The organism is Sphingomonas sp. LY54, from assembly GCF_035594035.1.
Classification (GTDB): domain Bacteria; phylum Pseudomonadota; class Alphaproteobacteria; order Sphingomonadales; family Sphingomonadaceae; genus Allosphingosinicella.
Map to the genome: position 1 here is coordinate 2,370,131 of NZ_CP141588.1, position 22,526 is coordinate 2,392,656.

Consider the following 22,526-nt stretch of genomic DNA (forward strand, 5'->3'; position numbering starts at 1 on the left):
ATCCGCCTGGCCGCGCATGACCGACCTGTTCGTGGCCGAAGCCGCCGATCTGGCCCTGCTCGGCGCGCCGATGTGCGAGGGCTCGGTGACGCCGGGCCGCTGCGATCTGGCGCCGGCCGCGATCCGCCAGGCGCTCAGCCGATTCAGCACCTACGATCTGGAAACGCGGCAGGAACTGGCGGTGGCGATCCGCGACGCCGGTGACGTGGCTTTGCGCGGGGCGATGCCGGCCGAGGGCTTCGCCCCGATCCGCGACGCGGCCGCCGCCTGCATCGCCGCCCACGGCCTCACCATCCTGCTCGGCGGCAACAATGCGGTGACCCGGCCGGCGGCGCACGGGCTCGGCGTGGCGTTGGGCAACGTCGGGCTGATCACGCTCGACGCCCATTTCGACCTGCGCGAGACCGACGAGGGGCCGCGCAACGGCAATCCGATCCGCTGCCTGCTCGAGGACGGGCTGCCCGGCGCCAATATCTGCCAGATCGGCCTCGCCCCGTTCGCCAACACCGCCAAGATGCACCGCGACGCCGAAGCGGCCGGGATCGGCGTCACCACCATTTCCGAATGCCGGCGGCGCGGGATCGTGCCCGTGCTGAAGGACGCGCTGGCGCGGATCGCCCATGCCGAGGTCGTGATGGTCGATTTCGACATCGACGTGATCGATCGGTCGCAATGCCCGGGCGCGCCCGGCGCGCGCCCCGGCGGCATGCCGGTCGAAATGTTCTTCGAAGCCGCGCGCTGGCTGGCCGCGCAGCCACGCGTGAGGCTCGTCGACCTGACCGAGTTCGATCCCTCGCTCGACGTCAGCGATATTACCGCGCTCACCGCCGCCCGCTGGGTCTGCGAGGTAGCGGCCGGCTTTGCGGCCCGCTAAGGCAGCCGGATGAGCGAGAGTGATCCGGAGCTGGGCACGGCCTTCCGTCAGGCGATGCGCCGCGTCGCCTCCACCGTGAACGTGATCAGCATCTGCGCCGATGGCCAGCCGATGGGCATCACCGCCACGGCCATGTCGAGCTTGGCCATGGACCCGCCGAGCCTGCTCGTCTGCATCAACCGCGCCGCCCGGCTCCACGCCTCGATGGAGGACGTGTCGCATTTCGGCGTCAACGTGCTGCACCGCGACCAGGAGGATCTCGCCCAGATGTTCGCCGACCGCGAGCGCCACGCTCTGCGCTTCGTCGAGGGCTGGGAGATGGACGGCGCCCGTCCGCCGCGCCTCGCCGACGCGCAGGCCTATCTGCTCTGCCGGCGCACCGACCACCACCAGTTCGGCACGCACAGCATCTTTATCGGCGTGGTCGAAAAGGTCGAGGTGCGGGAGGACGTGCATCCCTTGGTCTACCTCGACGGCCGCTACGGAAGCGTCAGCTGAGGCGCTAGGGTCGCGATCGGGCGCCCCCCTTGGGGTGGAACGCGGACGCTTGCCGGGATATCAAGGATCGGTCGATTTAAGGAGCGGAGCGCGTGCCGATAGGTCGCTGCTGCCTGTCCGTCCTGTTGGGACTGACGCTGATGGCCTCGGCGGGCGACGGCGTGCGGGCCCAGGCCCCGCTGATCCGCAAGCCGCGCCCGGTGCCGCCCACGGAAATGCCTCCGCTGCCACCCGCGGTGATCGACGATACGCTCGCGATCGGCGGAGAAGACATCAACGCGCGCAAGGTCAACACGCGCATGACCATCGAGGTGCAGGTCAATGGCCGGGGGCCATACCGTTTTCTCGTCGACAGCGGCGCCGATACTTCGGCGATCGGCTTGCGCATCGCGCGTGAATTGCAATTGCCGGTCGGTACGCCGGTGATCTTGCACGGGATGACCGCCAGCGCCGAGGTGGATCGCGTAATGGTCGAGGAGCTGTCGCTCGGTCAAAGCACGATCAGGAATTTGCAGCTTCCCGCCTTGCGGGAACTGGACATGGGCGGCGAGGGCATGATCGGGATCGACGCGCTCGTCCAGCAGCGGCTGATGATGGATTTCGAGAAGCGCCTGATCAAGGCCGAGGACGCACGCCGGCCGCCGCCGAAACTGCTCCCCGGCGACATCGTGGTGACGGCGCGACGCCGGCGCGGCCAACTGATCCTGACCCAGGTCAGCGCGGCCGGCCTGTCGCTCGAGGCGGTGATCGATACCGGATCGGAGATTACTATCGGCAACCTGCCTCTCCGCGACCGGCTGATGCGGCGCCATCGCGACAAGTTCGTGACGGTTCCGGTGATCGGCGTCACCGGGGTGACGGCCCATTTGCAGCTGGCGCGCATCGGCGAGCTTCGCGTCGGTTCGGTCACCCTGCGCAATGTGCCTATGGCTTTCGCCGACGTGCCTCCCTTCACGGTGTTCGGCCTTGCGAAGGAGCCCGCTTTGCTGCTCGGGACCGACCTGCTCGAGACGTTCCGCCGGGTGTCGCTCGACTTCCGTGCCCGCAAGGTCCGCTTCCAGCTGAGGCGATGCGGCTCGACCGGGATCGTCATCAGCACCCAGCCCTCCGCGATCACGCGCGTATCGTCGGGCGACAACAAGGAAGTGTGCCGCCGGTAGCAGCGCCAAGCCTCGCTTTATTGCTTGACGAACAGCTTCGCCGGGTCGGCCATCGCCTTGAATTCGAGCGCGTTGCCAGAGGGATCGAGGAAGAACATCGTCGCCTGCTCGCCGGGCAGGCCGCGGAAGCGGACATTGGGCTCGATCACGAATTGCGTGCCGGCGGCGGTGAGCCGGTCGGCCAGTTCCTGCCATTGCGCCATCGGCAGCACCGCGCCGAAATGCGGCACCGGCACGTCGTGGCCGTCGACCGGATTGTGGTGCGCGCGCGGCTTCGCGTCGGGCGAGAGATGCGTCACGATCTGGTGCCCGAAGAAATCGAAGTCGATCCACTGCGCATCGCTGCGCCCTTCCGGGCAGCCGAGCAGTTCGCCGTAGAAAGCGCGGGCGGCGTCCAGGTCGTGGACTGGAAAGGCGAGGTGGAAGGGGGGGAGTGTCATGCCGGCCTCTGTAACGCCGATTGAAAATCGCATCCATCCCACACATAGAAGCGCCGGATGAAATTCCTCCTCCTTTCCCTGCTCGCAGGTCTCGCCGCCGCGCTCGGCTTCGCCCCGGTCGGCTGGTGGCCGCTCACCATCCTCGGCTTCGCAGCCTTGCTCTGGCTGATCGAGCAGGCCCCGTCGCTCCGCAGCGCGCTGGCGCGGGGCTGGTGGTTCGGCGCCGGCCATTTCGTCCTCGGCCTGAACTGGATCGCGACCGCCTTCACCTATCAGTCGGCGATGCCGGCCTGGCTCGGCTGGGTCTCCGTCGTCCTGCTCTCGCTCTATCTCGCCGTTTTTCCGGCGGTGGCGGCCGGGCTGGCCTGGCGCTGGGGCCGTGCGGACCGGCTGCGGCTCGTGCTCGTCTTCGCCGCCGCCTGGATCGTCACCGAATGGCTGCGCGCGGCCCTCTTCACCGGCTTCGCCTGGAACCCGGCTGGCGTATCTTTGCTGCCGACGCAGGTCTCGCGCCTCGCCACCCTGATCGGCACCTATGGCCTTTCGGGCGTGACGATGCTGCTCGCTGGCTGCCTTCTGCTCCTGCTGGAGCGCGGCATGCGTCGCGCGATCCTGCTCTTCTCAGCCCTCGCGGTCGCGACGGTGCTGGCGCCGCTCGCCTCGCCGCAGGCACCGGCGAAACCGGGCATTCGCCTCACCATCGTCCAGCCCAATATCGGCCAGCAGGACAAATGGGAGGAGGGATTCCGCGAGCGCAACTTCGCCCGATTGCGGGAATTGTCGCGCTCCGACGATTCCGGCCCGCGCCTGCTGCTCTGGCCCGAGGCGGCGATCACCGATCCGCTCGAGGACGACCGCAAGGACCCTTATTATCGCGAGCGCACCTTCCGCCTGCAGAAGGAGGTCGGCGCCCTGCTCGGTCCGCAGGATCTGCTGCTCACCGGCGGCATCGCCTTCCATTCGGCTGACGGCGAGCGCGTGACCAGTGCCACCAACAGCGTGTTCGCGATGGACGCGCACGGCCATTCGCTCGCTCGCTACGACAAGGCGCATCTCGTACCTTATGGCGAGTATCTGCCGATGCGGCCGATCCTGTCGCGCCTCGGCCTCTCGCGCCTCGCCCCCGGCGACATCGATTTCGACGCCGGGCCGGGGCCGCGCACGATCGGCATTCCGGGCCTCGGCAAGGTCGGCTTCCAGATCTGCTACGAGATCATCTTCTCGGGCCAGGTGGTCGACCGCGCCAACCGCCCGGCCTTCCTGTTCAATCCGTCGAACGACGCGTGGTTCGGCGCCTGGGGCCCGCCCCAGCATCTCGCCCAGGCCCAATTGCGCGCGCTGGAAGAGGGGCTGCCAGTGTTGCGCTCGACGCCGACCGGCATCTCCGCGGTGATCGATGCCGACGGGCAGGTGCTCCACAGCCTGCCGTGGCAGACTGCCGGCGTCATCGACGCGCGGCTGCCCGCGGCCAAGGCGCCAACGCCGTTCGCGCGCCTGGGCAACATCCTGCCGCTCCTGTTCGCGCTGATTCTGGTCGCCATCGCAATTGCTCTCGCGCGCAAACAGCGCTAGGGGAACACATATAAGGATATCTTTATATCCTAATGTCCCGTTCTCGTTGACCATCGAAAAGGCCCGGTTTCCTGATGCGCAGCAACTATATCTTCACGTCCGAATCCGTCTCCGAGGGGCACCCCGACAAGGTCGCGGACCAGATTTCCGACGCGATCGTCGATCTGTTCCTCAGCCGCGATCCGGAAGCGCGCGTCGCCTGCGAGACGCTCGTCACCACCCAGCGCATCGTCGTCGGCGGCGAAATCCGCTGCAAGGGCGTCTTCGACGAGACCGAGTTCGCCGACACCCACGGTTGGGCGCCGGGCGTGCGCGACGAGATCGAGCGGACCGTCCGCCACGTCGTGCAGAAGATCGGCTACGAGCAGGACGGCTTTCACTGGCAGACGGCCACCTTCGACAACCACCTCCACGGCCAGTCCGCGCATATCGCGCAGGGCGTCGATGAGAGCGGCAACAAGGACGAGGGCGCCGGCGACCAGGGCATCATGTTCGGCTACGCCACCGACGAGACGCCGGACCTGCTCCCCGCCACGCTTTATTATTCGCATCGCATCCTCGAGCGGCTCTCGGCCGACCGTCACAGCGGCAAGGCGCCGTTCCTTGAGCCCGACGCCAAGAGCCAGGTGACCCTGCGCTACGAAAATGGCGCGCCGGTCGCCGCGGCCGCCCTGGTCGTCTCGACCCAGCATGCGCCGGGCTATTGCGACGACGGCCGCGAGGGCTCCGATCCCGTCCGCTACAAGGAACTGCGCGACTATGTCGTCGGCGTCTTCGAGGACGTGCTTCCCAAGGGCTTCATCACCGACGAGACCAAAATCTACGTCAACCCGACCGGCCGCTTCGAGATCGGCGGTCCGGACGGCGACGCCGGCCTGACCGGCCGCAAGATCATCGTCGACACTTATGGCGGCGCGGCGCCGCATGGCGGCGGCGCGTTCAGCGGCAAGGACCCGACCAAGGTCGATCGTTCGGCCGCTTATGTCAGCCGCTATCTCGCCAAGAACGTGGTCGCCGCGGGCCTCGCCAAGCGCTGCACGATCCAGCTTTCCTACGCGATCGGCGTGGCCGAGCCGCTGTCGCTCTATGTCGACCTCCACGGCACCGAGAAGAACGGCGTCACCGCCGAGCAGCTCGAGCAGGTTCTGCCGAGCCTGGTGCGCCTGACGCCCAAGGGCATTCGCACGCATCTCGGCCTCAACAAGCCGATCTACCAGCCCACTGCCGCCTACGGCCATTTCGGCCGCAAGGCCGAGGGTGACCTGTTCAGCTGGGAAAAGACCGACCTGGTCGAGAAGCTGAAGGCCGCGCTCTGATTCGCTTCCCCTCCCGCTCGCGGGAGGGGTCAAGCCGGCAGGTCCGTGCCCCGCACGGACCCGAGAAGCCGGCTTGAAGGGGTGGGCTAACCGCGCCTAAGGGGTCCGTGAATTTCCCACCCCCGGCCCCTCCCGCAAGCGGGAGGGGAGGAGCCTTATGTCCGATCCCACGACCATCCGCCGCCTCTACGGCCGCCGTTCCGGCCACAAATTGCGCCAGGGCCAGGCCGCCCTCGTCGAGGAATTGCTGCCCGCGATCAGCGTTCCCGAAGGGCCGCTTTCCGCTCCGGCTTTGTTCGGCGATGAGCGCCCGCTCCATTTCGAGATCGGCTTCGGCAGCGGCGAGCATCTCGCCTACCGAGCGGACCTGCTTCCCGATCACGGCTTCATCGGCTGCGAGCCGTTCCTGAACGGCGTCGTCGGCGCGCTCGGCCATGTCCGCGACAAGGCTTTGCCCAACGTCCGCCTGCATATGGGCGACGCGCTCGAAGTGCTCGAGCGGCTGCCCGATGCGTCGCTCCGCTTCGTCTATCTGCTCCACCCGGACCCATGGCCCAAGGCGCGCCACGCCAAGCGCCGGATGGTCAACCACGGCCCGCTCGACATCATCGCCGCCAAGCTCCAGCCCGGCGGCGAGTTCCGGCTCGGCACCGACGATCCCACCTATTGCCGCTGGTCGATGATGATCATGAACCAGCGCCGCGATTTCGAATGGCTGGCCGAGAGCGCGAAGGATTTCCTCGTCCGCCCCGGCGGCTGGCCCGAGACGCGATACGAAGCCAAGGCCCGCCGCAAGGGCCACGAAGTCTGGTACTTCCGCTACCGCAGGGTGTGAGCTCACCGTCATGCCGGACTTGATCCGGCATCCATGAACACGGGCCTTTACGAATAAGCCCGTGTTCATAGGCCCCGGATCAAGTCCGGGGTGACGTCGTAGGGGCGGTTGTTCCCTACCGCGCCGTCAGCTTGAGCAGGCGGCCGCCGCCGGTCTTGTCCTGGTCCTCGAGCAGATAGACCGAGCCGTCCGGGCCCTGCTCGACCTCGCGGATGCGGGTGCCCATGTCCCACTGATCGCCCTTGCGCGCATTGGTACCGTCGAGATCGACGCGGATCAGCGCCTTGCCGGAAAGCGCGCCCATCAGAATGTCGCCCTTCCAGGCCGGGAACATGTCGCCCGAATAGACGATCATGCCGGCCGGCGAGATGGCCGGGTTCCACCAGACCTTGGGCGCCTCGAATTCGGGCCGGGTCGGGTGGTCGGGAATGTCCTTGCCGTCATAATGGTCGCCGTTGGAGACGATCGGGTAGCCATAGTTCTTGCCTTTGACGATCAAATTGACCTCGTCGCCGCCCTGCGGGCCCATCTCATGCTCCCACAGGCGCCCCTGGGCATCGAAGGCGATGCCGAGCGGGTTGCGGTGGCCGAGCGTCCAGATCTGCGCGGTCACGCGGCCCTTGTCGTAGAAGGGATTGTCGCTCGGCACCCCGCCGGCGTCGGTGAGGCGGATGACCTTGCCGAGATTCTGGCTCATGTCCTGGGCGGGATCGAACTTCTGCCGGTCGCCGCTGGTAATGAAGAGGTAGCCGTCGGGCGAGAAGGCCATGCGGTGGGCGAAATGGCCCCGGCCGGTGACCTTGGCCTCCTGGCGCCAGATCGGCTGGAGGCCTTCGATGCGGGCCGTGTCGCCGGCGAGGACCAATTTGCCGCGGCCGACCACCGCGCCGCGCGTATCCCCGTCGCCCGCCTCGACCCAGCTCAGATAGATGAATTGGTTATTGGCGAAATCGGGGTGGAGGACGACGTCGCCGAAGCCGCCCTGGCCGCCATAATCGACCGGCGGCACGCCGGCGACGTCGATGATCGCGCCATCCGCGTTCCACAGTTTGAGCCGGCCCTTCTTTTCGGTGATCAGCGCCTGGCCGGTGCCCGGAATGAAGGTCATCGCCCATGGTTCGTCGAACTTGGCGATCTCCTGCACGGTGAACGGATTGCCAGTTGCCGTCTGGGTCGGGGCGCTGCTGTTGCCGCTGGCGACGCCCTCGGACGGACTGCAGCCGCTCGCGAGCAACAAGGGAAGCGTGGCGAGGAGGAGAGGGCGCATGGGCAGGGGCTCCGCTGTCGGGTTTCGTAAGCGAACCTTTCAGCCTCTGCGGAGTTGCGTCAATAGTCAGGGGCCCTCTGTGCGGAGCTGGTATGAGTCGGAAGCATGGCCCTCCGGTGGCGCTGCTCTCGCTGGCGACGGCGGTGCCGCCGACGATCCTCACCCAGCCCGAGGCCAAGGCGCTGGCGCGGAGCCTGTTCGGCGCGCGGATGCGCCTGTTCGAGCAGATGGAGCCGGTGTTCGACAATGCCGGCATCGCGCAGCGCCACGTCGTCCGGCCCGAGCCCTGGTATCATGGCGATCATGGCTGGAAGGCGCGCAACGCCGTCTATCTCGAGGCGGCGGAAGCGCTCTATACCGAAGCGGCGGAAACGGCGCTCGACCGGGCCGGCCTCTCGCCCGACGCCATCGACACGCTCGTCACCGTCTCCACCACCGGCATCGCCACGCCGAGCCTCGAGGCGCGGGTCGCCGGGCGGATGGGTTTCCGCGCCAATGTCGAACGGGTGCCGGTGTTCGGCCTGGGCTGCGCCGGCGGCGTCAGCGGGCTGGCCCTCGCCGCGCGGCTGGCGGCGGGCGGCCGGACGGTGCTGTTTGTGACGGTCGAACTGTGCTCCACCTCGATCCGGCTCGATAAGCTGTCCAAGGCCAATGTCGTCGCCACCGCCTTGTTCGGCGACGGCGCAGCCGCCGCCGTGGTGCGCGGCGGCGACGGCGGCATCGCCCGGATCGAGGGCGGCGGGGAGATACTCTGGCCGGACACGCTCGGCATCATGGGCTGGGACGTCGAGGATCCGGGGCTCGGCGTGATCTTCGACCGGGCGATCCCGCCCTTCATCGAGGAGAATATGGCGGCGGGCGTGACGCAGATCCTGGATGATGCCGGGCTTGAACGCGACGAGGTCGATCGCTTCACCTGCCATCCCGGCGGCGCCAAGGTGATCGCCGCGCTCGAGCTCAGCCTGCACCTCGACCAGGGATCGCTCGATCACGAGCGCGCGGTGCTGCGCGATTATGGCAACATGTCCGCGCCGACCGTCCTGTTCGTCCTCGATCGCCTGCTCGCAGCCGGCATGCCCGAGCGGACGATGCTGCTTGCGCTCGGGCCGGGCTTCACGACCAGCGGTCTCTCGCTCGCCCGCGCATGAATGCGGCGGTCGCGATCCTCGCTCTGGTCACGGCGCAGCGCCTCGCCGAACTGGCCGTGTCGCGTCGCCACACGCGCGGCCTGCTCGCGCGCGGCGCCTACGAGGTCGGCGCTCGCCATTATCCGCTGATCGTCGCGATCCACGCCGCCTGGCTCGCCGCCTTGTGGTGGCTGGCGCCCGGCCGGCCGGTGCTCTGGCCGTTGATCGGCCTGTTCGTGCTGCTGCAGGGCGCGCGATTGTGGGTGCTGGCCACATTGGGCGAGCGCTGGACCACGCGCATCATCGTCCTGCCCGGCGCGCCCTTGATCGCACGCGGGCCGTTCCGCTTCGTCCGCCATCCCAATTACCTGGTCGTCGTCGCCGAGATCGCGTTGCTGCCGCTCGCCTTCGGCCTGTGGCCAGTCGCGCTGCTTTTCTCCCTGCTCAATGCGGCGGTGCTGACGGTCCGGATTCGGGCCGAGGAAAAGGCGCTCGAAAGTGCCGCCGGACCGCGCTAACCCTCGTCCATGAACAGGATTCTGCCGCTCTTCGCCCTGCTGGCGCTCTCCGCCTGCGCCACCACAAGCGGCGGCGACGCTGATGCGGACGCCTTCTTCGCCAATCTCCAGAGCCTGTGCGGCAAGGCCTATGAGGGCCGGCTGGTCAGCAGCGACGCGCAGGACCAGGATATGGCCGGCCAGCAGCTCGTCATGCACGTCCGCGAATGCTCGGCCGACACGGTGCGCATTCCCTTCCATGTCGGCGCCGATCGTTCGCGCACCTGGGTCATCACCCGCACCGATGCCGGCCTGCGGCTGAAGCACGACCACCGCCACGAGGACGGCAGCGAGGACGATCTCACCCAATATGGCGGCGACGGCAGCGGCGGCACGGCGACGCGCCAGCACTTCCCGACCGATGCCTTCACCAAGAAGCTCTTCCGCCACGCCGGCATAACCGCCTCGCTCGACAATGTTTGGGCGGTCGAAGCGAATCCCGGCCGCGCCTTCGCCTACGAGCTGCGCCGCCCGAACCGCTTCTTCCGCGTCGAGTTCGATCTCTCCAGGCCGGTCACCCCGCCGCCGGCGCCATGGGGCGGCGACTGATGCCGTGACGAATCGCGCCGGGCTTCGCGGGAAGATCGGCGCTGCGCTCGTCACCATTCCCGATCGCGCCGCGCTTCGGCGTGCGCTGGCCGAACTGGCGTGGTCGCTGCCGCTGATCGTCGCCCTCGGCTATGCCGGCGGCCTGATGGAATGGGGCTGGGCCGAGGATTCGGCCTTGCTCGCGCGGCTTGCGCTCGTCGCGCTGGTCGCCCCCGCCTTCGGCGAGGAGCTGCTGTTCCGCGTGATAGCGCTGCCGACCCCCGGCCAACCCGCTCCCGCCTGGCGCTACATCCTGCCAGTCCTGCTGTTCGTCGCATGGCATCCGCCGCAGGCGCTGCTGTTCGGGCCCAGCTGGGGCGAGGTGGTATTGAACCCCTGGTTTCTCGCATGCGTGGCGGTTTTCGGCACCGCGGCGAGCCGGCTGTATCTAGCGACGGGCTCGATATGGCCTTCCGTCGCGCTGCATTGGCTGGTCGTCGTCGGCTGGAAAGCCTGGTTCGGCGCGCCCTCGCCGTGGATGGCCAGCTAATCTCTTGCTCACGCGACTAGACCGGCTTATATAGCTGCTGACTTTCTCGACATCGGTAACTTTGTTGAGGCTGGTCCCCCCGGGGGCCGGCGCGGCTGGCCTTTATCTTTTTTGGCCTTTATCTTTTTGGAGCGTGCATGGCGGACATCGCCGAACTGACCCGGCTGATCGAGCCCCAGGCGAAGGCCGAGGGGCTGGAGCTGGTGCGCGTGAAGATGACCGGCGGCACGTCCGATCCGACCTTGCAGGTCATGGCCGAGCGCCCCGACACGCGCCAGCTCACACTCGAGGATTGCGCCCGACTGTCGCGGCGGCTCTCGGAGCTGCTCGACGAGACGGACCCGATCGAGCATGCCTACCGGCTCGAAGTGAGCTCGCCGGGCATCGACCGGCCGCTGACCCGCCTCAAGGATTTCGACGACTGGAAGGGCCACGAGGCCCGCTTGGTCCTCGCCGAGAAGCTGGACGGCCGCAAAGTGTTTGCGGGCGACCTGATCGGCTCCGACGGCGACCAAATCGTGGTCGACGTTCAGGGCCTCGGCGAGACCCGGCTGCCGTTCGCGGCGCTCCAGTCCGCCAAGCTCGTCATGACCGACAGACTCATTGAAGCGACCGCTCCGCTCGACGCGGAAGGCGCGGACTCCATCCAGGTAGAAGGACAGGACTGAACCTATGGCCACCGCCGTTTCCGCCAATAAGGCCGAGCTGCTCGCCATCGCCGACGCTGTCGCGCGCGAGAAGCTGATCGACAAGGCGATCGTGATCGAGGCGATGGAGGACGCGATCCAGCGCGCCGCCCGTGCCCGCTACGGCGCCGAGAACGACATCCGCGCCAAGCTCGATCCCGTCTCGGGCGACCTGCGCCTGTGGCGCGTCGTCGAGGTGACCGAGGAGGTCGACGATTACTTCAAGCAGGTCAGCCTCGCCGACGCGCAGAAGCTGCAGCCGGGCGCCGAGATCGGCGACTTCATCGTCGATCCGCTGCCGCCGATCGAATTCGGCCGCATTGCCGCCCAGGCCGCCAAGCAGGTCATCTTCCAGAAGGTGCGCGACGCCGAGCGCGAGCGCCAGTTCGAGGAATTCAAGGACCGCGCCGGCGAGATCATCACCGGCGTCGTCAAGCGCGTCGAATTCGGCCACGTCGTCGTCGATCTCGGCCGCGCCGAGGGCGTCATCCGCCGCGACCAGCAGATCCCGCGCGAAGTCGTTCGCGTCGGCGACCGCGTCCGCTCGCTGATCCTCAACGTCCGTCGCGAGAATCGCGGGCCGCAGATCTTCCTGTCGCGCGCGCACCCCGATTTCATGAAAAAGCTGTTCGCGCAGGAAGTCCCCGAAATCTACGACGGCATCATCGAGATCAAGGCCGCCGCCCGCGATCCGGGCTCGCGCGCCAAGATCGGCGTGATCAGCCATGACAGCTCGATCGATCCGGTCGGCGCCTGCGTCGGCATGAAGGGCTCGCGCGTCCAGGCCGTGGTCCAGGAGATGCAGGGCGAGAAGATCGACATCATCCCGTGGTCCGAGGACCTCGCCACATTCGTCGTCAACGCGCTGCAGCCGGCGACCGTCGCCCGCGTCGTGATCGACGAGGAAGAGAGCCGCATCGAGGTGGTCGTCCCCGACGATCAGCTCAGCCTTGCGATCGGCCGCCGCGGCCAAAACGTGCGGCTCGCGTCGCAGCTCACCGGCTCGGCGATCGACATCATGACCGAGGCGGATTCGAGCGAGAAGCGCCAGCGCGAGTTCATCGAGCGCTCGGAGATGTTCCAGACCGAGCTCGACGTCGACGAGACGCTGGCCCAGTTGCTCGTCGCCGAAGGCTTCGGCGCGCTCGAGGAAGTGGCCTATGTCGAGGTCGACGAGATCGCCTCAATCGAAGGTTTCGACGAGGAGCTCGCCGCCGAGCTGCAGAGCCGCGCCCAGGAAGCGCTCGATCGCCGCGAGGAGGCCTCGCGCCAGGAGCGCCGCGCGCTCGGCGTGGAGGATGCGCTGGCCGAGATGCCCTACCTCAACGAGGCGATGCTGGTCACGCTCGGCAAGGCCGGCATCAAGACGCTCGACGACCTCGCCGATCTCGCGACCGACGAACTGGTCCAGAAGAAGCGTCCGGAGCAGCGCCGCCAGCGCGAGAGCAACCGCACCGAGGACAAGGGCGGCATTCTCGCCGAATATGGCCTGAGCGACGATCAGGGCAACGAGATCATCATGGCCGCGCGCGCCCACTGGTTCGAGGATGAAGGGGAGGACGCTGTTGCGGCAGACTCCCAATGAGACCCTAAGCGAAGCCAGTGACGTAGGGGGGCGCAAGCCCTCCCACACGCCGGAACGCAAGTGCATCCTGAGCGGCGAGCATGCCGCGCGGGATGCGCTCGTGCGCCTTGCCATCGGCCCCGACGGAACGGTGCTGCCCGACGTTCGCGCCAAGGCGCCCGGCCGCGGCGCCTGGATCGGCGTGGATCGCGCGACACTCGAAGCGGCCCAGGCCAAGGGCCGGCTGCGGGGCGCCTTGCTGCGCTCCTTCAAGGGCGCGGACCTGAAGATTCCCGAGGATCTGGGCGCGCGCATCGCGGACGCGCTGCGTCAGGCCGCGCTCGACCGGCTCGGCCTCGAGGCGCGATCGGGCACCCTGCTGACCGGCAGCGAAAAGATCGAAACCGCGGCCCGCCGGGGCGATGTGCATCTGCTGATCCACGCCGCCGACGCCAGCGAGGACGGCAACCGCAAGCTCGACCAGGCCTGGCGGGTCGGCGGCGGCGGCGAGGAAACGGGTGGCCAAGGACTGGTTTTTCCAGCGGAAAGGTCCATATTGTCGTTAGCGCTTGGTCGCCAGAATGTGGTACATGTCGCATTGATCGACCGAGCCGCCGCAGCGCGTGTGAGTCACGCGCTCGCCCGGTGGCGCGCTTTTATCGGAGTTGAAGGTCAGCTAAACCCCTGCGGAGATGACGCAGCGGCGCGGTCGGCATTGAGTGAGAACGAAGGGTTTAAATGAGCGACACGACAGACAAGCCGAAACTGGGAGCGCGCGCACCGCTGGGTCTCAAGCGGACCGTGGAGACCGGCAAGGTGAAGCAGAGCTTCAGCCATGGCCGCTCGAACACGGTCGTGGTCGAGGTCAAGAAGCGCCGCATCCTCGGCAAGCCGGGTGAGGCAGAGGCGCCGCGCGTCGAGGAAGCCGCACCCGCGCCGGCCCCGGCCGCTCCGGCCCCCGCCGCCAAGGCTCCCGCGCCGCAGCCCGCTCCGCAGCGCCCAGCGCCGCAGCGGCCGATGGACGCCGCCGCCCGCCGCGAACTGCAGGAGCGTCTGCTGCGCGAAGCCGAGGAAGCGCGCCTGACGACGCTCGAGGAAGCGCGCCGCCGCGAGGACCGCCAAGCCCAGCAGGCGACCGAGGAAGAGAAGCGCCGCGCCGAAGACAACCGCAAGGCCGAGGAAGCCGCCGTTGCAGAACGTGCGCGCGAGGCAGAGGAAACCGCCAAGCGCGCCGCCGAGGAGCCCGAGCAGGCCGCCCAGCAGCCTGCCGCTCCGGCCGCCGCCGAGGAAGAGGAGCGCCGTCCGGCGCACCCGCGCCCGAAGGGCTTCGTCAACGTCGCCAAGCGGCCCGAGCCGGCGCGTCCGGCGCGCGGCGCCCGCGGCGGCGACGACCGCCGCCAGTCCGGCAAGCTCACCGTCACCCGTGCCCTCAATGATGGCGACGGCGGTGCCCGCGCCCGCTCGCTGGCCGCGCTGAAGCGCGCCCGCGAGAAGGAAAAGCGCCATCATCAGATGGGTGGCCCGCAGGCCAAGCAGATCCGCGACGTCGTCGTGCCCGACACCATCACGGTCGGCGAGCTCGCCAACCGCATGGCCGAGAAGGGCGCCGACCTCGTCAAGTCGCTCTTCAAGATGGGCATGGTCGTCACCGTCAACCAGGCGATCGACCAGGACACGGCCGAGCTGCTCGTCACGGAATTCGGCCATAACATCAAGCGCGTCAGCGACGCGGACGTCGAGATCGGCGTCGGCGGCGAGGAAGATGCGCCCGAGACGCTGAAGCCGCGTTCGCCGGTCGTGACCATCATGGGCCACGTCGATCACGGCAAGACGTCCTTGCTCGATGCGATCCGCGGCGGCGACGTCGTGTCCGGCGAGGCCGGCGGCATCACCCAGCATATCGGCGCCTACCAGGTGGCGATGCCGGACAAGTCGAAGATCACCTTCCTCGACACGCCGGGCCACGAGGCCTTCACGGAGATGCGCCAGCGCGGCGCCAACGTCACCGACATCGTCATCCTGGTGGTGGCGGCGGACGACGGCCTGCGCCCGCAGACGATCGAGGCGATCAACCACACCAAGGCGGCCGGCGTGCCGATGATCGTGGCGATCAACAAGATCGACAAGCACGAGGCCAATCCGCAGAAGGTCCGCGAGGAACTGCTGCAGCACGAGATCGTCGTCGAGGCGATGTCCGGCGACGTCCAGGACGTCGAGGTGTCGGCACTGAAGAAGACCAACCTCGACAAATTGCTCGAGGCGATCCAGCTCCAGGCCGAACTGCTCGAACTGAAGGCCAATCCCGATCGCCCGGCCGAGGCCGCGGTGATCGAGGCCAAGCTCGACAAGGGCCGCGGCCCGCTCGCGACCGTGCTCGTCCAGCGCGGCACGCTGCGCGTGGGCGACACGTTCGTGGTCGGCGCCGCCAGCGGCAAGGTCCGCGCGATGATCGACGACAAGGGTCGCCAGGTGAAGGAAGCCGGACCCTCGGTCCCGGTCGAAGTGCTCGGCCTCTCCGCCGTCCCGTCGGCGGGCGATCCCTTCTCGGTGGTCGAGAACGACGCTCGCGCCCGCGAAGTCGCCGCTTATCGCCAGGGCTTGCTCGATCGCAAGCGGACCACCTCCGCGCCGGTCAGCCTTGAGAACATGTTCGTCTCCAAGGCGAACATGGCCATCGAATTCCCGATGGTCATCAAGGCCGACGTGCAGGGCTCGGTCGAGGCGATCGTCAACGCCGTCAACCGCATCTCGACCGACGAGATCCGCGTCCGCGTGCTCCATTCGGGCGTCGGCGCGATCACCGAGAGCGACGTGACCCTGGCCAGTGCCTCGAACGCGCCGATCATCGGCTTCAACGTCCGTCCGAACGCCAAGGCGCGCGAGATCGGCGAGCGCAACAAGGTCGAGTTCCGCTATTACGACGTCATCTACCACCTCACCGACTGGGTGAAGCAGGCGATGGCCGGCGAGCTCGGACCCGAGATCGTCGAGACCGTCGTCGGCCGCGCCGAGGTCAAGGAGGTCTTCCCGGCCGGCAAGAAGGACAAGGCGGCCGGCTTGCTCGTGCTCGAAGGCGTCATCCGCAAGGGCCTACATGCGCGCCTCACCCGCTCCGACGTCATCGTCTCCAAGACGACGATCGCTTCGCTGCGGCGCTTCAAGGACGACGTTGCCGAAGTGCGCGCCGGCCTCGAATGCGGCGTGCTCCTCGCCGACACGAACGACATCAAGGCGGGCGACCACCTGGAGGTCTTCGAGGTCGAGGAACGGGCACGGACGCTCTAAGCATTTCCCTCCCCCGTTCGCGGGGGAGGGGATGGAGCTGTTGATCTATGCGTCACAATGAATCCCAGGAAGGGCGCTCGGTCCGCCTGTTGCGCGTCGGCGAGCAGGTGCGCCATGCGCTGAGCGACGTGCTGGCCCGCGGCGACGTGCATGACGACGTGCTGGCGAGCCATCCGGTCTCGGTCACGGAGGTGCGGATGTCGCCGGACCTGCGCCATGCCACCGTCTTCGTGAAGCCGCTGCTCGGCGCCGACGAGGCGCAGGTGATCGCGGCGTTGAAGAAGAACGTGCGCTATCTGCGCGGCGAGGTGTCGCGGCGGGTGAATACCAAATATGCGGCGATGCTGAAGTTCCTGCCCGACGAGAGCTTCGACGAGGGCAGCCACATCGACAAGATCCTGCGCTCGCCCAAGGTTGCGGCGGACCTCGGCGGCGACGAGGAAGAGTGAGCCTCGGCGCGCCGATGGCGGACGGCGCGCTCCGCCTCGAACCGCTGGCCGAGCCGCACCGCGACGCGCTGCGCGAGGCCTGCGCCGAGGACCGCGAGATCTGGGCGATCTACGCCATTCCCTATGGGCCCGAACATTTCGATGCGAGCTTCGACGCCCTCGTCGCGCGGCCCAACGGCTGCGCCTTCGCGATCTTGCTGGACGAACGCGTGGTCGGCATGAGCGCCTATATTGGCATCGAGCCGGAACGCGGCGTGCTCGAGATCGGCAATACCTATTATGTGCCCACGCTGCGCGGCAGCGGCATCAACCGCCGGGTCAAGGATCTGATGATCGCGCGGGCGATCGCGTGCGGCTTCCGCCGCATCGAGTTCCGCGTAGATGCCCGCAACAAGCGGTCCCAGGCGGCGATGGCGAAGCTCGGCAGCGTGCGCGAAGGCGTGATCCGGCAGGAACGGATCACGTGGACCGGCCATGTCCGCGACACAATCCTCTTCTCGATCCTGGCGGACGAATGGCCCTCCACGGCTGGCTGATCGTCGACAAGCCGCTCGGGCCCGGCTCGACCCAGATCGTGTCGGCGGTGAAGCGCGCGCTGAAGGCGGGCGGCTATCCCAAGATGAAGGTCGGCCATGGCGGCACGCTCGATCCGCTGGCGAGTGGCGTGCTGCCGGTCGCGCTCGGCGAGGCGACCAAGCTGTCGGGCCGCATGCTCGACGCCGACAAGATCTACGAATTCACGATCGGCTTCGGCGCCGAGACTTCGACGCTCGACGGGGAAGGGGAGGTGGTCGCCACCTCCGACGTTCGCCCCACTCTGGCGGCGCTGGAGGCGGCGCTGCCGCTCTTCACCGGCCCGATCGAGCAGGTGCCGCCGGCTTATTCGGCGCTGATGGTCGACGGCAAACGCGCCTACGACCGCGCCCGCGCCGGCGAGCAGGTCGAAATGAAGACCCGCGCGGTGACGGTGCACGAACTATCTCTCCGTCATCCCCGCGAAAGCGGGGATGACGGAGAGGAGCTGGACTCCGTCACGCTCATCGCACGTGTCTCCAAGGGCACCTACATCCGCTCGCTCGCCCGCGACATCGCCCGCGCGGTCGGAACGCTCGGTTCGGTGACCATGCTGCGGCGGACGAAGGCCGGCCCGTTCACTCTGGAGGGAGCGATTTCGCTGGACAAATTGGCCGATCTCGGCCATGCGCGCCAGCTAGAACAGGCACTCTTGCCGTTGACGGCAGGGCTGGACGACATCCCGGCTCTACCCGTCGCCCCCGATCAGGCAAGGCTGCTCCGCCAGGGGCAGAAAGTGATCGGGATTGCCGCACAGCCAGGGCACTACCTTGCGACCGACCAGTCTGTTCCGGTTGCGCTGGTGGAGCTTTCCGAGGGCGAACTTCGGGTGGTGCGCGGCTTCAACCTCTAGTTTGAAAGGAAGACGATGTCGGTTAGCATCGAGCGCAAGCAGGAAATCATCAACGACAACGCCCGCAAGTCGGGCGACACCGGATCCCCCGAGGTCCAGGTCGCGATCCTCACGGAGCGCATCACCAATCTCACCGAGCACTTCAAGACCCACGCCAAGGACAATCATAGCCGGCGCGGTCTGCTGATGCTGGTCAACAAGCGCCGCTCGCTTCTGGATTATCTCCGGAAGACCGATGGGGAGCGCTACCTCGCGCTCATCGGGAAGCTCGGCCTTCGCAAATAATACGGGACGGCCCCCTCGCGGGGCCGTTTCTCATTTTCGGGGACCGCAATCCGGCGATCCCTGGAATGGACCGTTCGGGTCCACCAAGGCGGGCCAAACTGCCCGCACGCAGGCCACCGGCCGCATCTGGCCGCCGGTGATGTAAGGAAAAACAGATGTTTGACATGAAGAAAGTGGAAATCGAGTGGGGCGGCAAGACGCTCACCCTCGAAACGGGCCGCGTGGCCCGTCAGGCGGACGGCGCTGTGCTGGCCACCCTGGGCGAAACCGTCGTCCTTTGCGCCGTCACCGCGGCCAAGAATGTGAAGCCGGGGCAGGATTTCTTCCCGCTGACCGTCCACTATCAGGAAAAGTTCTCGGCCGCCGGCCGCATCCCGGGCGGCTTCTTCAAGCGCGAGCGCGGCGCCACCGAAAAGGAAACGCTGACCAGCCGCCTGATCGACCGTCCGATCCGTCCGCTCTTCCCGGAAGGCTTCTACAACGAAGTCCTCGTGATCGCGCAGGTTCTCTCCTATGACGGCGAGAACGAGCCCGATGTCGTCGCGATGGTCGCGGCCTCGGCGGCGCTCACCCTTTCGGGCATCCCGTTCATGGGCCCGATCGCCGGCGCCCGCATCGGCTATGTCGACGGCGAGTATGTCCTCAACCCGACCAGCGAGCAGATCAAGCAGGGCGATCTCGACCTCGTCATGGCCGGCACCTACGACGCCGTGCTGATGGTCGAATCGGAGGCCAAGGAGCTCTCCGAGGAGGTCATGCTCGGCGCCGTCATGTACGGCCACAAGCAGAGCCAGAAGGTCATCGAGGCGATCATCAAGCTCGCCGAGCAGGCCGCTAAGGAGCCTTGGGAGCTCGCCGAGGCCGCCGACACGTCCGAGGTCAAGCAGAAGCTGCGCGACCTGGTCGGCGCCGACATCGCCGCCGCCTACAAGACGACGCAGAAGTCCGAGCGTTCGGCCATGCTCAACGCCGCCCGCGACAAGGCCAAGGCGGCATTCGCCGAAGCCGAGCCGCAGGCCCAGCTCGCCGCCGCCAAGCTCGTCAAGAAGCTCGAGGCGGAAATCGTCCGCGGCGCGATCCTGAAGGACGGCCGCCGCATCGACGGCCGCGACACGAAGACGGTCCGCCCGATCGAGTCGATGGTCGGCTTCCTGCCGCGCACCCACGGTTCGGCGCTGTTCACCCGCGGCGAGACGCAGGCGATCTGCACCACCACGCTCGGCACCAAGGACGCCGAGCAGATGATCGACGGCCTGGAGGGTCTCTCCTACCAGCGCTTCATGCTGCACTATAACTTCCCGCCTTATTCGGTCGGCGAAGTCGGCCGCTTCGGCGCCCCGGGCCGTCGCGAAGTCGGCCACGGCAAGCTCGCCTGGCGCGCGCTGCACCCGGTGCTGCCGAGCACGGAGGAGTTCCCGTACACGATCCGCGTCCTTTCCGACATCACCGAGTCGAACGGCTCGTCGTCGATGGCGACGGTGTGCGGCGGCAGCCTCGCGATGATGGATGCGGGCGTTCCGCTGAAGCGTCCGGTCTCGGGCATCGCCATGGGCCTCATCCTGGAAGGCAAGGACTTCGCGGTCCTTTCCGACATCCTGGGTGACGAGGACCATCTCGGCGACATGGACTTCAAGGTCGCCGGCACGTCCGAGGGCATCACCTCGCTGCAGATGGACATCAAGATCGCCGGTATCACCGAGGAGATCATGAAGGTCGCGCTCGAGCAGGCGAATGCCGGTCGCGCCCACATCCTGAACGAGATGGCCAAGGCGCTGGGCGAAGTCCGCACCGAGCTTTCGGCGCACGCTCCGCGTATCGAGACGATGCAGATCGACAAGGCGAAGATCCGCGAAGTCATCGGCACCGGCGGCAAGGTGATCCGCGAGATCGTTGCCGAGACCGGCGCCAAGGTCGACATTGACGACGAGGGCGTGATCAAGATCAGCTCGTCCGACGTCAACCAGATCGAAGCGGCCCGTAAGTGGATCCTCGGCATCGTCGAGGAGGCTGAGGTCGGCAAGGTCTACAGCGGCAAGGTCGTCAACATCGTCGATTTCGGCGCCTTCGTGAACTTCATGGGCGGCAAGGACGGTCTCGTCCACGTCTCCGAGATGAGGAACGAGCGCGTCGAGAAGCCGACCGACGTCGTTTCCGAGGGCCAGGAAGTGAAGGTCAAGGTTCTCGAGGTCGATCCGCGCGGCAAGGTTCGCCTGTCGATGCGCGTCGTCGACCAGGAAACCGGCGCCGAGCTGGAGGATACCCGTCCGCCGCGCGAAGCGCGCGAGCGTGGTGAGCGCAGCGACCGCGGTGACCGCGGCGGCCGTGATCGCGGTCCCCGTCGCGACGGCGAAGGCCGCGGCGACCGTGGCGGCCGGGGCCGTGGCGGCGAGCGCGGCGAAGGCCGTGGCGACCGTGGTCCCCGCCGTGAAGGCGGCGAGCCCGCCCCGCGCGAGGAAGGCGGCGAGCCCGAATTCGCCCCCGCATTCCTGACCCGCGACGACGACTGAGGTCTCCAACCTCGGTTCTGACAGGAAGGGCCCCGCGAGCGATCGCGGGGCCTTTTCTCTGGGAGGCCGACGATGCGTACGAAGCTGAGCGTCTGCCTGAGGAAGGCGAGTTACGCCTCCAGGGACGAGGCGCGCCGCGCTGCCGCCTGCGCTGATCTCCCGCTGCGCCCCTATCGCTGCGACCGCTGCCGCCTTTTCCACCTGACGAGCCGGACCAAGGGCAAGTGGCAGCCGCGCCTTGCCGATTGAACCGGGCAAGGGACCTGACGGTTAGAAACTGCTAGAAGAGCGCCGGAACGGGAGCATCGCCATGTCGCTGGACGACGAGATTATCGAGACGCCGGATGGGCCCATGACCTGGGCCCAGTGGAAGAAGAAGAACCCGGTCCAGATTCCGTCGCGCCGCACCAAGGGCAAGGATCTGCCCGTCAAGGTGAAGCGCTTCACGGAAAAATAGGGCGCAGCGCCCTGGCTCCGTCCGGGCCGCTCCGGCTCAGGCCGTCTGTAGGATCGCGCGGAAAGTGGGATCCTCGAGCGCGCGGCCGGTGCCTATCGCCACGCAGGTCAGAGGGTCGTCGGCGACGGTCACGGGCAGGCCGGTCGCCTCGCTAAGCCGCTCGTCCATGCGCTGGAGGAGCGCGCCGCCGCCGGTCAGCATGATGCCCTGATCGACGATGTCGGCGGCCAGTTCCGGCGCGGTATTCTCGAGCGCGATCCGCACGGCCTCGACGATCGCGGCGACCGGGTCGGCCAGCGCGTCGGCGATCTGCGCCTGGGTCATGACGATCTGCTTGGGCACGCCGTTGACGAGGTCGCGGCCGCTGACGTGAACTTTGGAGCCTATGCCGTCGGCCGGAATCTTGGCGGTGCCCACTTCGTGCTTGATTCGCTCCGCCGTAGCTTCGCCGATCAGCAAACTGTGGTGGCGGCGGACGTAGGAGGTGATCGCTTCGTCCATCTTGTCGCCGCCGACGCGCACCGACGTGGTATAGGCAAGGCCGCGCAGCGAGAGGATGGCGACTTCGGTGGTGCCTCCGCCGATGTCGACGACCATCGAACCGATCGGCTCGGTCACCGGCATGCCGGCGCCGATCGCGGCCGCCATCGGCTCGTCGATCAGCCAGACCTGCGAGGCGCCTGCGTTGGAGGCGGCGTCGCGGATTGCGCGGCGTTCGACGGAGGTGGAACCGGACGGCACGCAGATCACGATCTCCGGCCAGCGCGGCAGGCGGCTGTTGCCGTGCACCTTGGTGATGAAATGCTTGATCATCTGCTCGGCGACGTCGACGTCGGCGATGACGCCGTCGCGCATCGGGCGGATGGCTTGAATCTGGTCGGGGGTCTTGCCCATCATCAGCTTGGCGTCGTTGCCGATCGCCCTGACGCGGCGGACGCCGTGGATCGTCTCGATCGCCACCACCGACGGCTCGTTGAGCACGATGCCGCGGCCGGGCACGTACACGACCGTGTTGGCGGTGCCGAGATCGACCGCCATGTCGAATGATTTGTAGTTGAACCAGCGTGTCAGAAACATCGATCCGCGCGTCTTTCCCCTGTGAGCGGTGTCGGCCGCATCCGATGGGACTGCGGCCGGCGGATC

General features: G+C 67.7%; 24 protein-coding genes. 21 read left to right on the top strand and 3 right to left on the bottom strand.

What is annotated here, in order from left to right; translation table 11 throughout:
* The first annotated feature begins 16 nt into the window (after positions 1–16).
* From SH591_RS11830 to SH591_RS11840, 3 genes are all read left to right on the top strand, one after another.
* On the top strand, positions 17–874 hold the full coding sequence (locus tag SH591_RS11830) for an arginase family protein (RefSeq protein ID WP_324749284.1): 858 nt from the start codon (positions 17–19) through the stop codon (positions 872–874).
* A gap of 9 nt (positions 875–883) precedes the next feature.
* Complete coding sequence (locus tag SH591_RS11835; protein WP_324749285.1) at positions 884–1,372, top strand: flavin reductase family protein; 489 nt, start codon at positions 884–886, stop codon at positions 1,370–1,372.
* Between the two features lie 92 nt (positions 1,373–1,464).
* On the top strand, positions 1,465–2,532 hold the full coding sequence (locus SH591_RS11840) for a retroviral-like aspartic protease family protein (protein ID WP_324749286.1): 1,068 nt from the start codon (positions 1,465–1,467) through the stop codon (positions 2,530–2,532).
* Between the two features lie 17 nt (positions 2,533–2,549).
* Here SH591_RS11840 and SH591_RS11845 read toward each other — a convergent pair whose 3' ends face one another.
* A complete protein-coding gene (locus SH591_RS11845) occupies positions 2,550–2,972 on the bottom strand; it encodes a VOC family protein (protein ID WP_324749287.1) in 423 nt (140 codons plus the stop codon).
* Positions 2,973–3,029: 57 nt separating this feature from the next.
* Here SH591_RS11845 and lnt point away from each other — a divergent pair, with 57 nt between their 5' ends.
* The 3 genes from lnt to trmB all read left to right on the top strand — a co-directional run bounded on the left by lnt (position 3,030) and on the right by trmB (position 6,695).
* Positions 3,030–4,544: an apolipoprotein N-acyltransferase gene (lnt, locus tag SH591_RS11850; protein WP_324749288.1), complete on the top strand. Its 1,515-nt coding sequence runs from the start codon at positions 3,030–3,032 to the stop codon at positions 4,542–4,544.
* A gap of 74 nt (positions 4,545–4,618) precedes the next feature.
* Complete coding sequence (gene metK, locus SH591_RS11855; protein ID WP_324749289.1) at positions 4,619–5,860, top strand: methionine adenosyltransferase; 1,242 nt, start codon at positions 4,619–4,621, stop codon at positions 5,858–5,860.
* Between the two features lie 157 nt (positions 5,861–6,017).
* Positions 6,018–6,695 carry a tRNA (guanine(46)-N(7))-methyltransferase TrmB gene (gene trmB, locus SH591_RS11860; RefSeq protein WP_322832221.1) on the top strand — a complete coding sequence of 226 codons (678 nt, stop codon included), beginning with the start codon at positions 6,018–6,020 and terminating at the stop codon, positions 6,693–6,695.
* 115 nt (positions 6,696–6,810) lie between these two features.
* Here the strand turns inward: trmB and SH591_RS11865 are convergent, their stop codons facing one another.
* On the bottom strand, positions 6,811–7,962 hold the full coding sequence (locus SH591_RS11865) for a PQQ-dependent sugar dehydrogenase (protein WP_324749290.1): 1,152 nt from the start codon (positions 7,960–7,962) through the stop codon (positions 6,811–6,813).
* 92 nt (positions 7,963–8,054) lie between these two features.
* Between SH591_RS11865 and SH591_RS11870 the strand changes: the two genes are divergently transcribed.
* The 15 genes from SH591_RS11870 to SH591_RS11940 all read left to right on the top strand — a co-directional run bounded on the left by SH591_RS11870 (position 8,055) and on the right by SH591_RS11940 (position 21,383).
* Positions 8,055–9,110, top strand: coding sequence for a type III polyketide synthase (locus SH591_RS11870; RefSeq protein WP_324749291.1), 1,056 nt, complete (start codon positions 8,055–8,057; stop codon positions 9,108–9,110).
* Positions 9,107–9,607 carry an isoprenylcysteine carboxyl methyltransferase family protein gene (locus tag SH591_RS11875; RefSeq protein ID WP_324749292.1) on the top strand — a complete coding sequence of 167 codons (501 nt, stop codon included), beginning with the start codon at positions 9,107–9,109 and terminating at the stop codon, positions 9,605–9,607. Before SH591_RS11870 ends, SH591_RS11875 begins: the two co-directional genes overlap by 4 nt.
* 9 nt (positions 9,608–9,616) lie before the next feature.
* Positions 9,617–10,195 (top strand): hypothetical protein, encoded by a 579-nt coding sequence (locus tag SH591_RS11880; RefSeq protein ID WP_324749293.1) that lies wholly within the window; start codon positions 9,617–9,619, stop codon positions 10,193–10,195.
* A 4-nt stretch (positions 10,196–10,199) separates the two neighbouring features.
* Positions 10,200–10,724, top strand: a complete 525-nt coding sequence (locus tag SH591_RS11885; protein WP_324749294.1) for a CPBP family glutamic-type intramembrane protease — start codon at positions 10,200–10,202, stop codon at positions 10,722–10,724.
* Positions 10,725–10,861: 137 nt separating this feature from the next.
* A complete protein-coding gene (rimP, locus tag SH591_RS11890) occupies positions 10,862–11,392 on the top strand; it encodes a ribosome maturation protein RimP (RefSeq protein ID WP_322832214.1) in 531 nt (176 codons plus the stop codon).
* A gap of 4 nt (positions 11,393–11,396) precedes the next feature.
* Positions 11,397–12,995 (top strand): transcription termination factor NusA, encoded by a 1,599-nt coding sequence (nusA, locus tag SH591_RS11895; RefSeq protein ID WP_322832213.1) that lies wholly within the window; start codon positions 11,397–11,399, stop codon positions 12,993–12,995.
* Entirely contained in the window at positions 12,976–13,716 is a 741-nt protein-coding gene (locus tag SH591_RS11900) for a DUF448 domain-containing protein (RefSeq protein ID WP_416385185.1), read from the top strand. Before nusA ends, SH591_RS11900 begins: the two co-directional genes overlap by 20 nt.
* Entirely contained in the window at positions 13,713–16,259 is a 2,547-nt protein-coding gene (infB, locus tag SH591_RS11905) for a translation initiation factor IF-2 (RefSeq protein ID WP_324749295.1), read from the top strand. Before SH591_RS11900 ends, infB begins: the two co-directional genes overlap by 4 nt.
* A gap of 47 nt (positions 16,260–16,306) precedes the next feature.
* Positions 16,307–16,708 (top strand): 30S ribosome-binding factor RbfA, encoded by a 402-nt coding sequence (gene rbfA, locus SH591_RS11910; RefSeq protein WP_324749296.1) that lies wholly within the window; start codon positions 16,307–16,309, stop codon positions 16,706–16,708.
* A complete protein-coding gene (locus tag SH591_RS11915) occupies positions 16,705–17,244 on the top strand; it encodes a GNAT family N-acetyltransferase (RefSeq protein WP_324749297.1) in 540 nt (179 codons plus the stop codon). Before rbfA ends, SH591_RS11915 begins: the two co-directional genes overlap by 4 nt.
* Positions 17,223–18,134: a tRNA pseudouridine(55) synthase TruB gene (truB, locus tag SH591_RS11920; protein ID WP_324749298.1), complete on the top strand. Its 912-nt coding sequence runs from the start codon at positions 17,223–17,225 to the stop codon at positions 18,132–18,134. The genes SH591_RS11915 and truB overlap by 22 nt, the downstream gene beginning before the upstream one ends.
* Before the next feature lie 15 nt (positions 18,135–18,149).
* A complete protein-coding gene (rpsO, locus tag SH591_RS11925; RefSeq protein ID WP_322832208.1) occupies positions 18,150–18,419 on the top strand; it encodes a 30S ribosomal protein S15 in 270 nt (89 codons plus the stop codon).
* A 155-nt stretch (positions 18,420–18,574) separates the two neighbouring features.
* The gene (gene pnp, locus SH591_RS11930; protein ID WP_324749299.1) at positions 18,575–20,926 is read left to right on the top strand and encodes a polyribonucleotide nucleotidyltransferase; all 2,352 of its coding nucleotides are present in this window, start codon (positions 18,575–18,577) and stop codon (positions 20,924–20,926) included.
* Between the two features lie 72 nt (positions 20,927–20,998).
* A complete protein-coding gene (locus tag SH591_RS11935) occupies positions 20,999–21,175 on the top strand; it encodes a hypothetical protein (RefSeq protein ID WP_324749300.1) in 177 nt (58 codons plus the stop codon).
* 61 nt (positions 21,176–21,236) lie between these two features.
* A complete protein-coding gene (locus SH591_RS11940; protein WP_322832205.1) occupies positions 21,237–21,383 on the top strand; it encodes a hypothetical protein in 147 nt (48 codons plus the stop codon).
* 36 nt (positions 21,384–21,419) lie between these two features.
* Here SH591_RS11940 and SH591_RS11945 read toward each other — a convergent pair whose 3' ends face one another.
* Positions 21,420–22,460 carry a rod shape-determining protein gene (locus tag SH591_RS11945; RefSeq protein ID WP_324749301.1) on the bottom strand — a complete coding sequence of 347 codons (1,041 nt, stop codon included), beginning with the start codon at positions 22,458–22,460 and terminating at the stop codon, positions 21,420–21,422.
* Between the last annotated feature and the right edge of the window lie 66 nt (positions 22,461–22,526).

What these genes read in the sequence shown, in the direction of transcription:
- infB (WP_324749295.1), top strand. Translation starts at nt 13,713, where the DNA reads ATGAGCGACACGACAGACAAGCCGAAACTGGGAGCGCGCGCACCGCTG.
- SH591_RS11935 (WP_324749300.1), top strand. Translation starts at nt 20,999, where the DNA reads ATGCGTACGAAGCTGAGCGTCTGCCTGAGGAAGGCGAGTTACGCCTCC.
- rbfA (WP_324749296.1), top strand. Translation starts at nt 16,307, where the DNA reads ATGCGTCACAATGAATCCCAGGAAGGGCGCTCGGTCCGCCTGTTGCGC.
- rpsO (WP_322832208.1), top strand. Translation starts at nt 18,150, where the DNA reads ATGTCGGTTAGCATCGAGCGCAAGCAGGAAATCATCAACGACAACGCC.
- metK (WP_324749289.1), top strand. Translation starts at nt 4,619, where the DNA reads ATGCGCAGCAACTATATCTTCACGTCCGAATCCGTCTCCGAGGGGCAC.
- truB (WP_324749298.1), top strand. Translation starts at nt 17,223, where the DNA reads ATGGCCCTCCACGGCTGGCTGATCGTCGACAAGCCGCTCGGGCCCGGC.
- SH591_RS11940 (WP_322832205.1), top strand. Translation starts at nt 21,237, where the DNA reads ATGTCGCTGGACGACGAGATTATCGAGACGCCGGATGGGCCCATGACC.
- SH591_RS11880 (WP_324749293.1), top strand. Translation starts at nt 9,617, where the DNA reads ATGAACAGGATTCTGCCGCTCTTCGCCCTGCTGGCGCTCTCCGCCTGC.
- SH591_RS11830 (WP_324749284.1), top strand. Translation starts at nt 17, where the DNA reads ATGACCGACCTGTTCGTGGCCGAAGCCGCCGATCTGGCCCTGCTCGGC.
- SH591_RS11865 (WP_324749290.1), bottom strand. Translation starts at nt 7,962, where the DNA reads ATGCGCCCTCTCCTCCTCGCCACGCTTCCCTTGTTGCTCGCGAGCGGC.
- pnp (WP_324749299.1), top strand. Translation starts at nt 18,575, where the DNA reads ATGTTTGACATGAAGAAAGTGGAAATCGAGTGGGGCGGCAAGACGCTC.
- trmB (WP_322832221.1), top strand. Translation starts at nt 6,018, where the DNA reads ATGTCCGATCCCACGACCATCCGCCGCCTCTACGGCCGCCGTTCCGGC.
- rimP (WP_322832214.1), top strand. Translation starts at nt 10,862, where the DNA reads ATGGCGGACATCGCCGAACTGACCCGGCTGATCGAGCCCCAGGCGAAG.
- SH591_RS11870 (WP_324749291.1), top strand. Translation starts at nt 8,055, where the DNA reads ATGAGTCGGAAGCATGGCCCTCCGGTGGCGCTGCTCTCGCTGGCGACG.
- SH591_RS11875 (WP_324749292.1), top strand. Translation starts at nt 9,107, where the DNA reads ATGAATGCGGCGGTCGCGATCCTCGCTCTGGTCACGGCGCAGCGCCTC.
- SH591_RS11945 (WP_324749301.1), bottom strand. Translation starts at nt 22,460, where the DNA reads ATGTTTCTGACACGCTGGTTCAACTACAAATCATTCGACATGGCGGTC.
- SH591_RS11835 (WP_324749285.1), top strand. Translation starts at nt 884, where the DNA reads ATGAGCGAGAGTGATCCGGAGCTGGGCACGGCCTTCCGTCAGGCGATG.
- SH591_RS11845 (WP_324749287.1), bottom strand. Translation starts at nt 2,972, where the DNA reads ATGACACTCCCCCCCTTCCACCTCGCCTTTCCAGTCCACGACCTGGAC.
- lnt (WP_324749288.1), top strand. Translation starts at nt 3,030, where the DNA reads ATGAAATTCCTCCTCCTTTCCCTGCTCGCAGGTCTCGCCGCCGCGCTC.
- nusA (WP_322832213.1), top strand. Translation starts at nt 11,397, where the DNA reads ATGGCCACCGCCGTTTCCGCCAATAAGGCCGAGCTGCTCGCCATCGCC.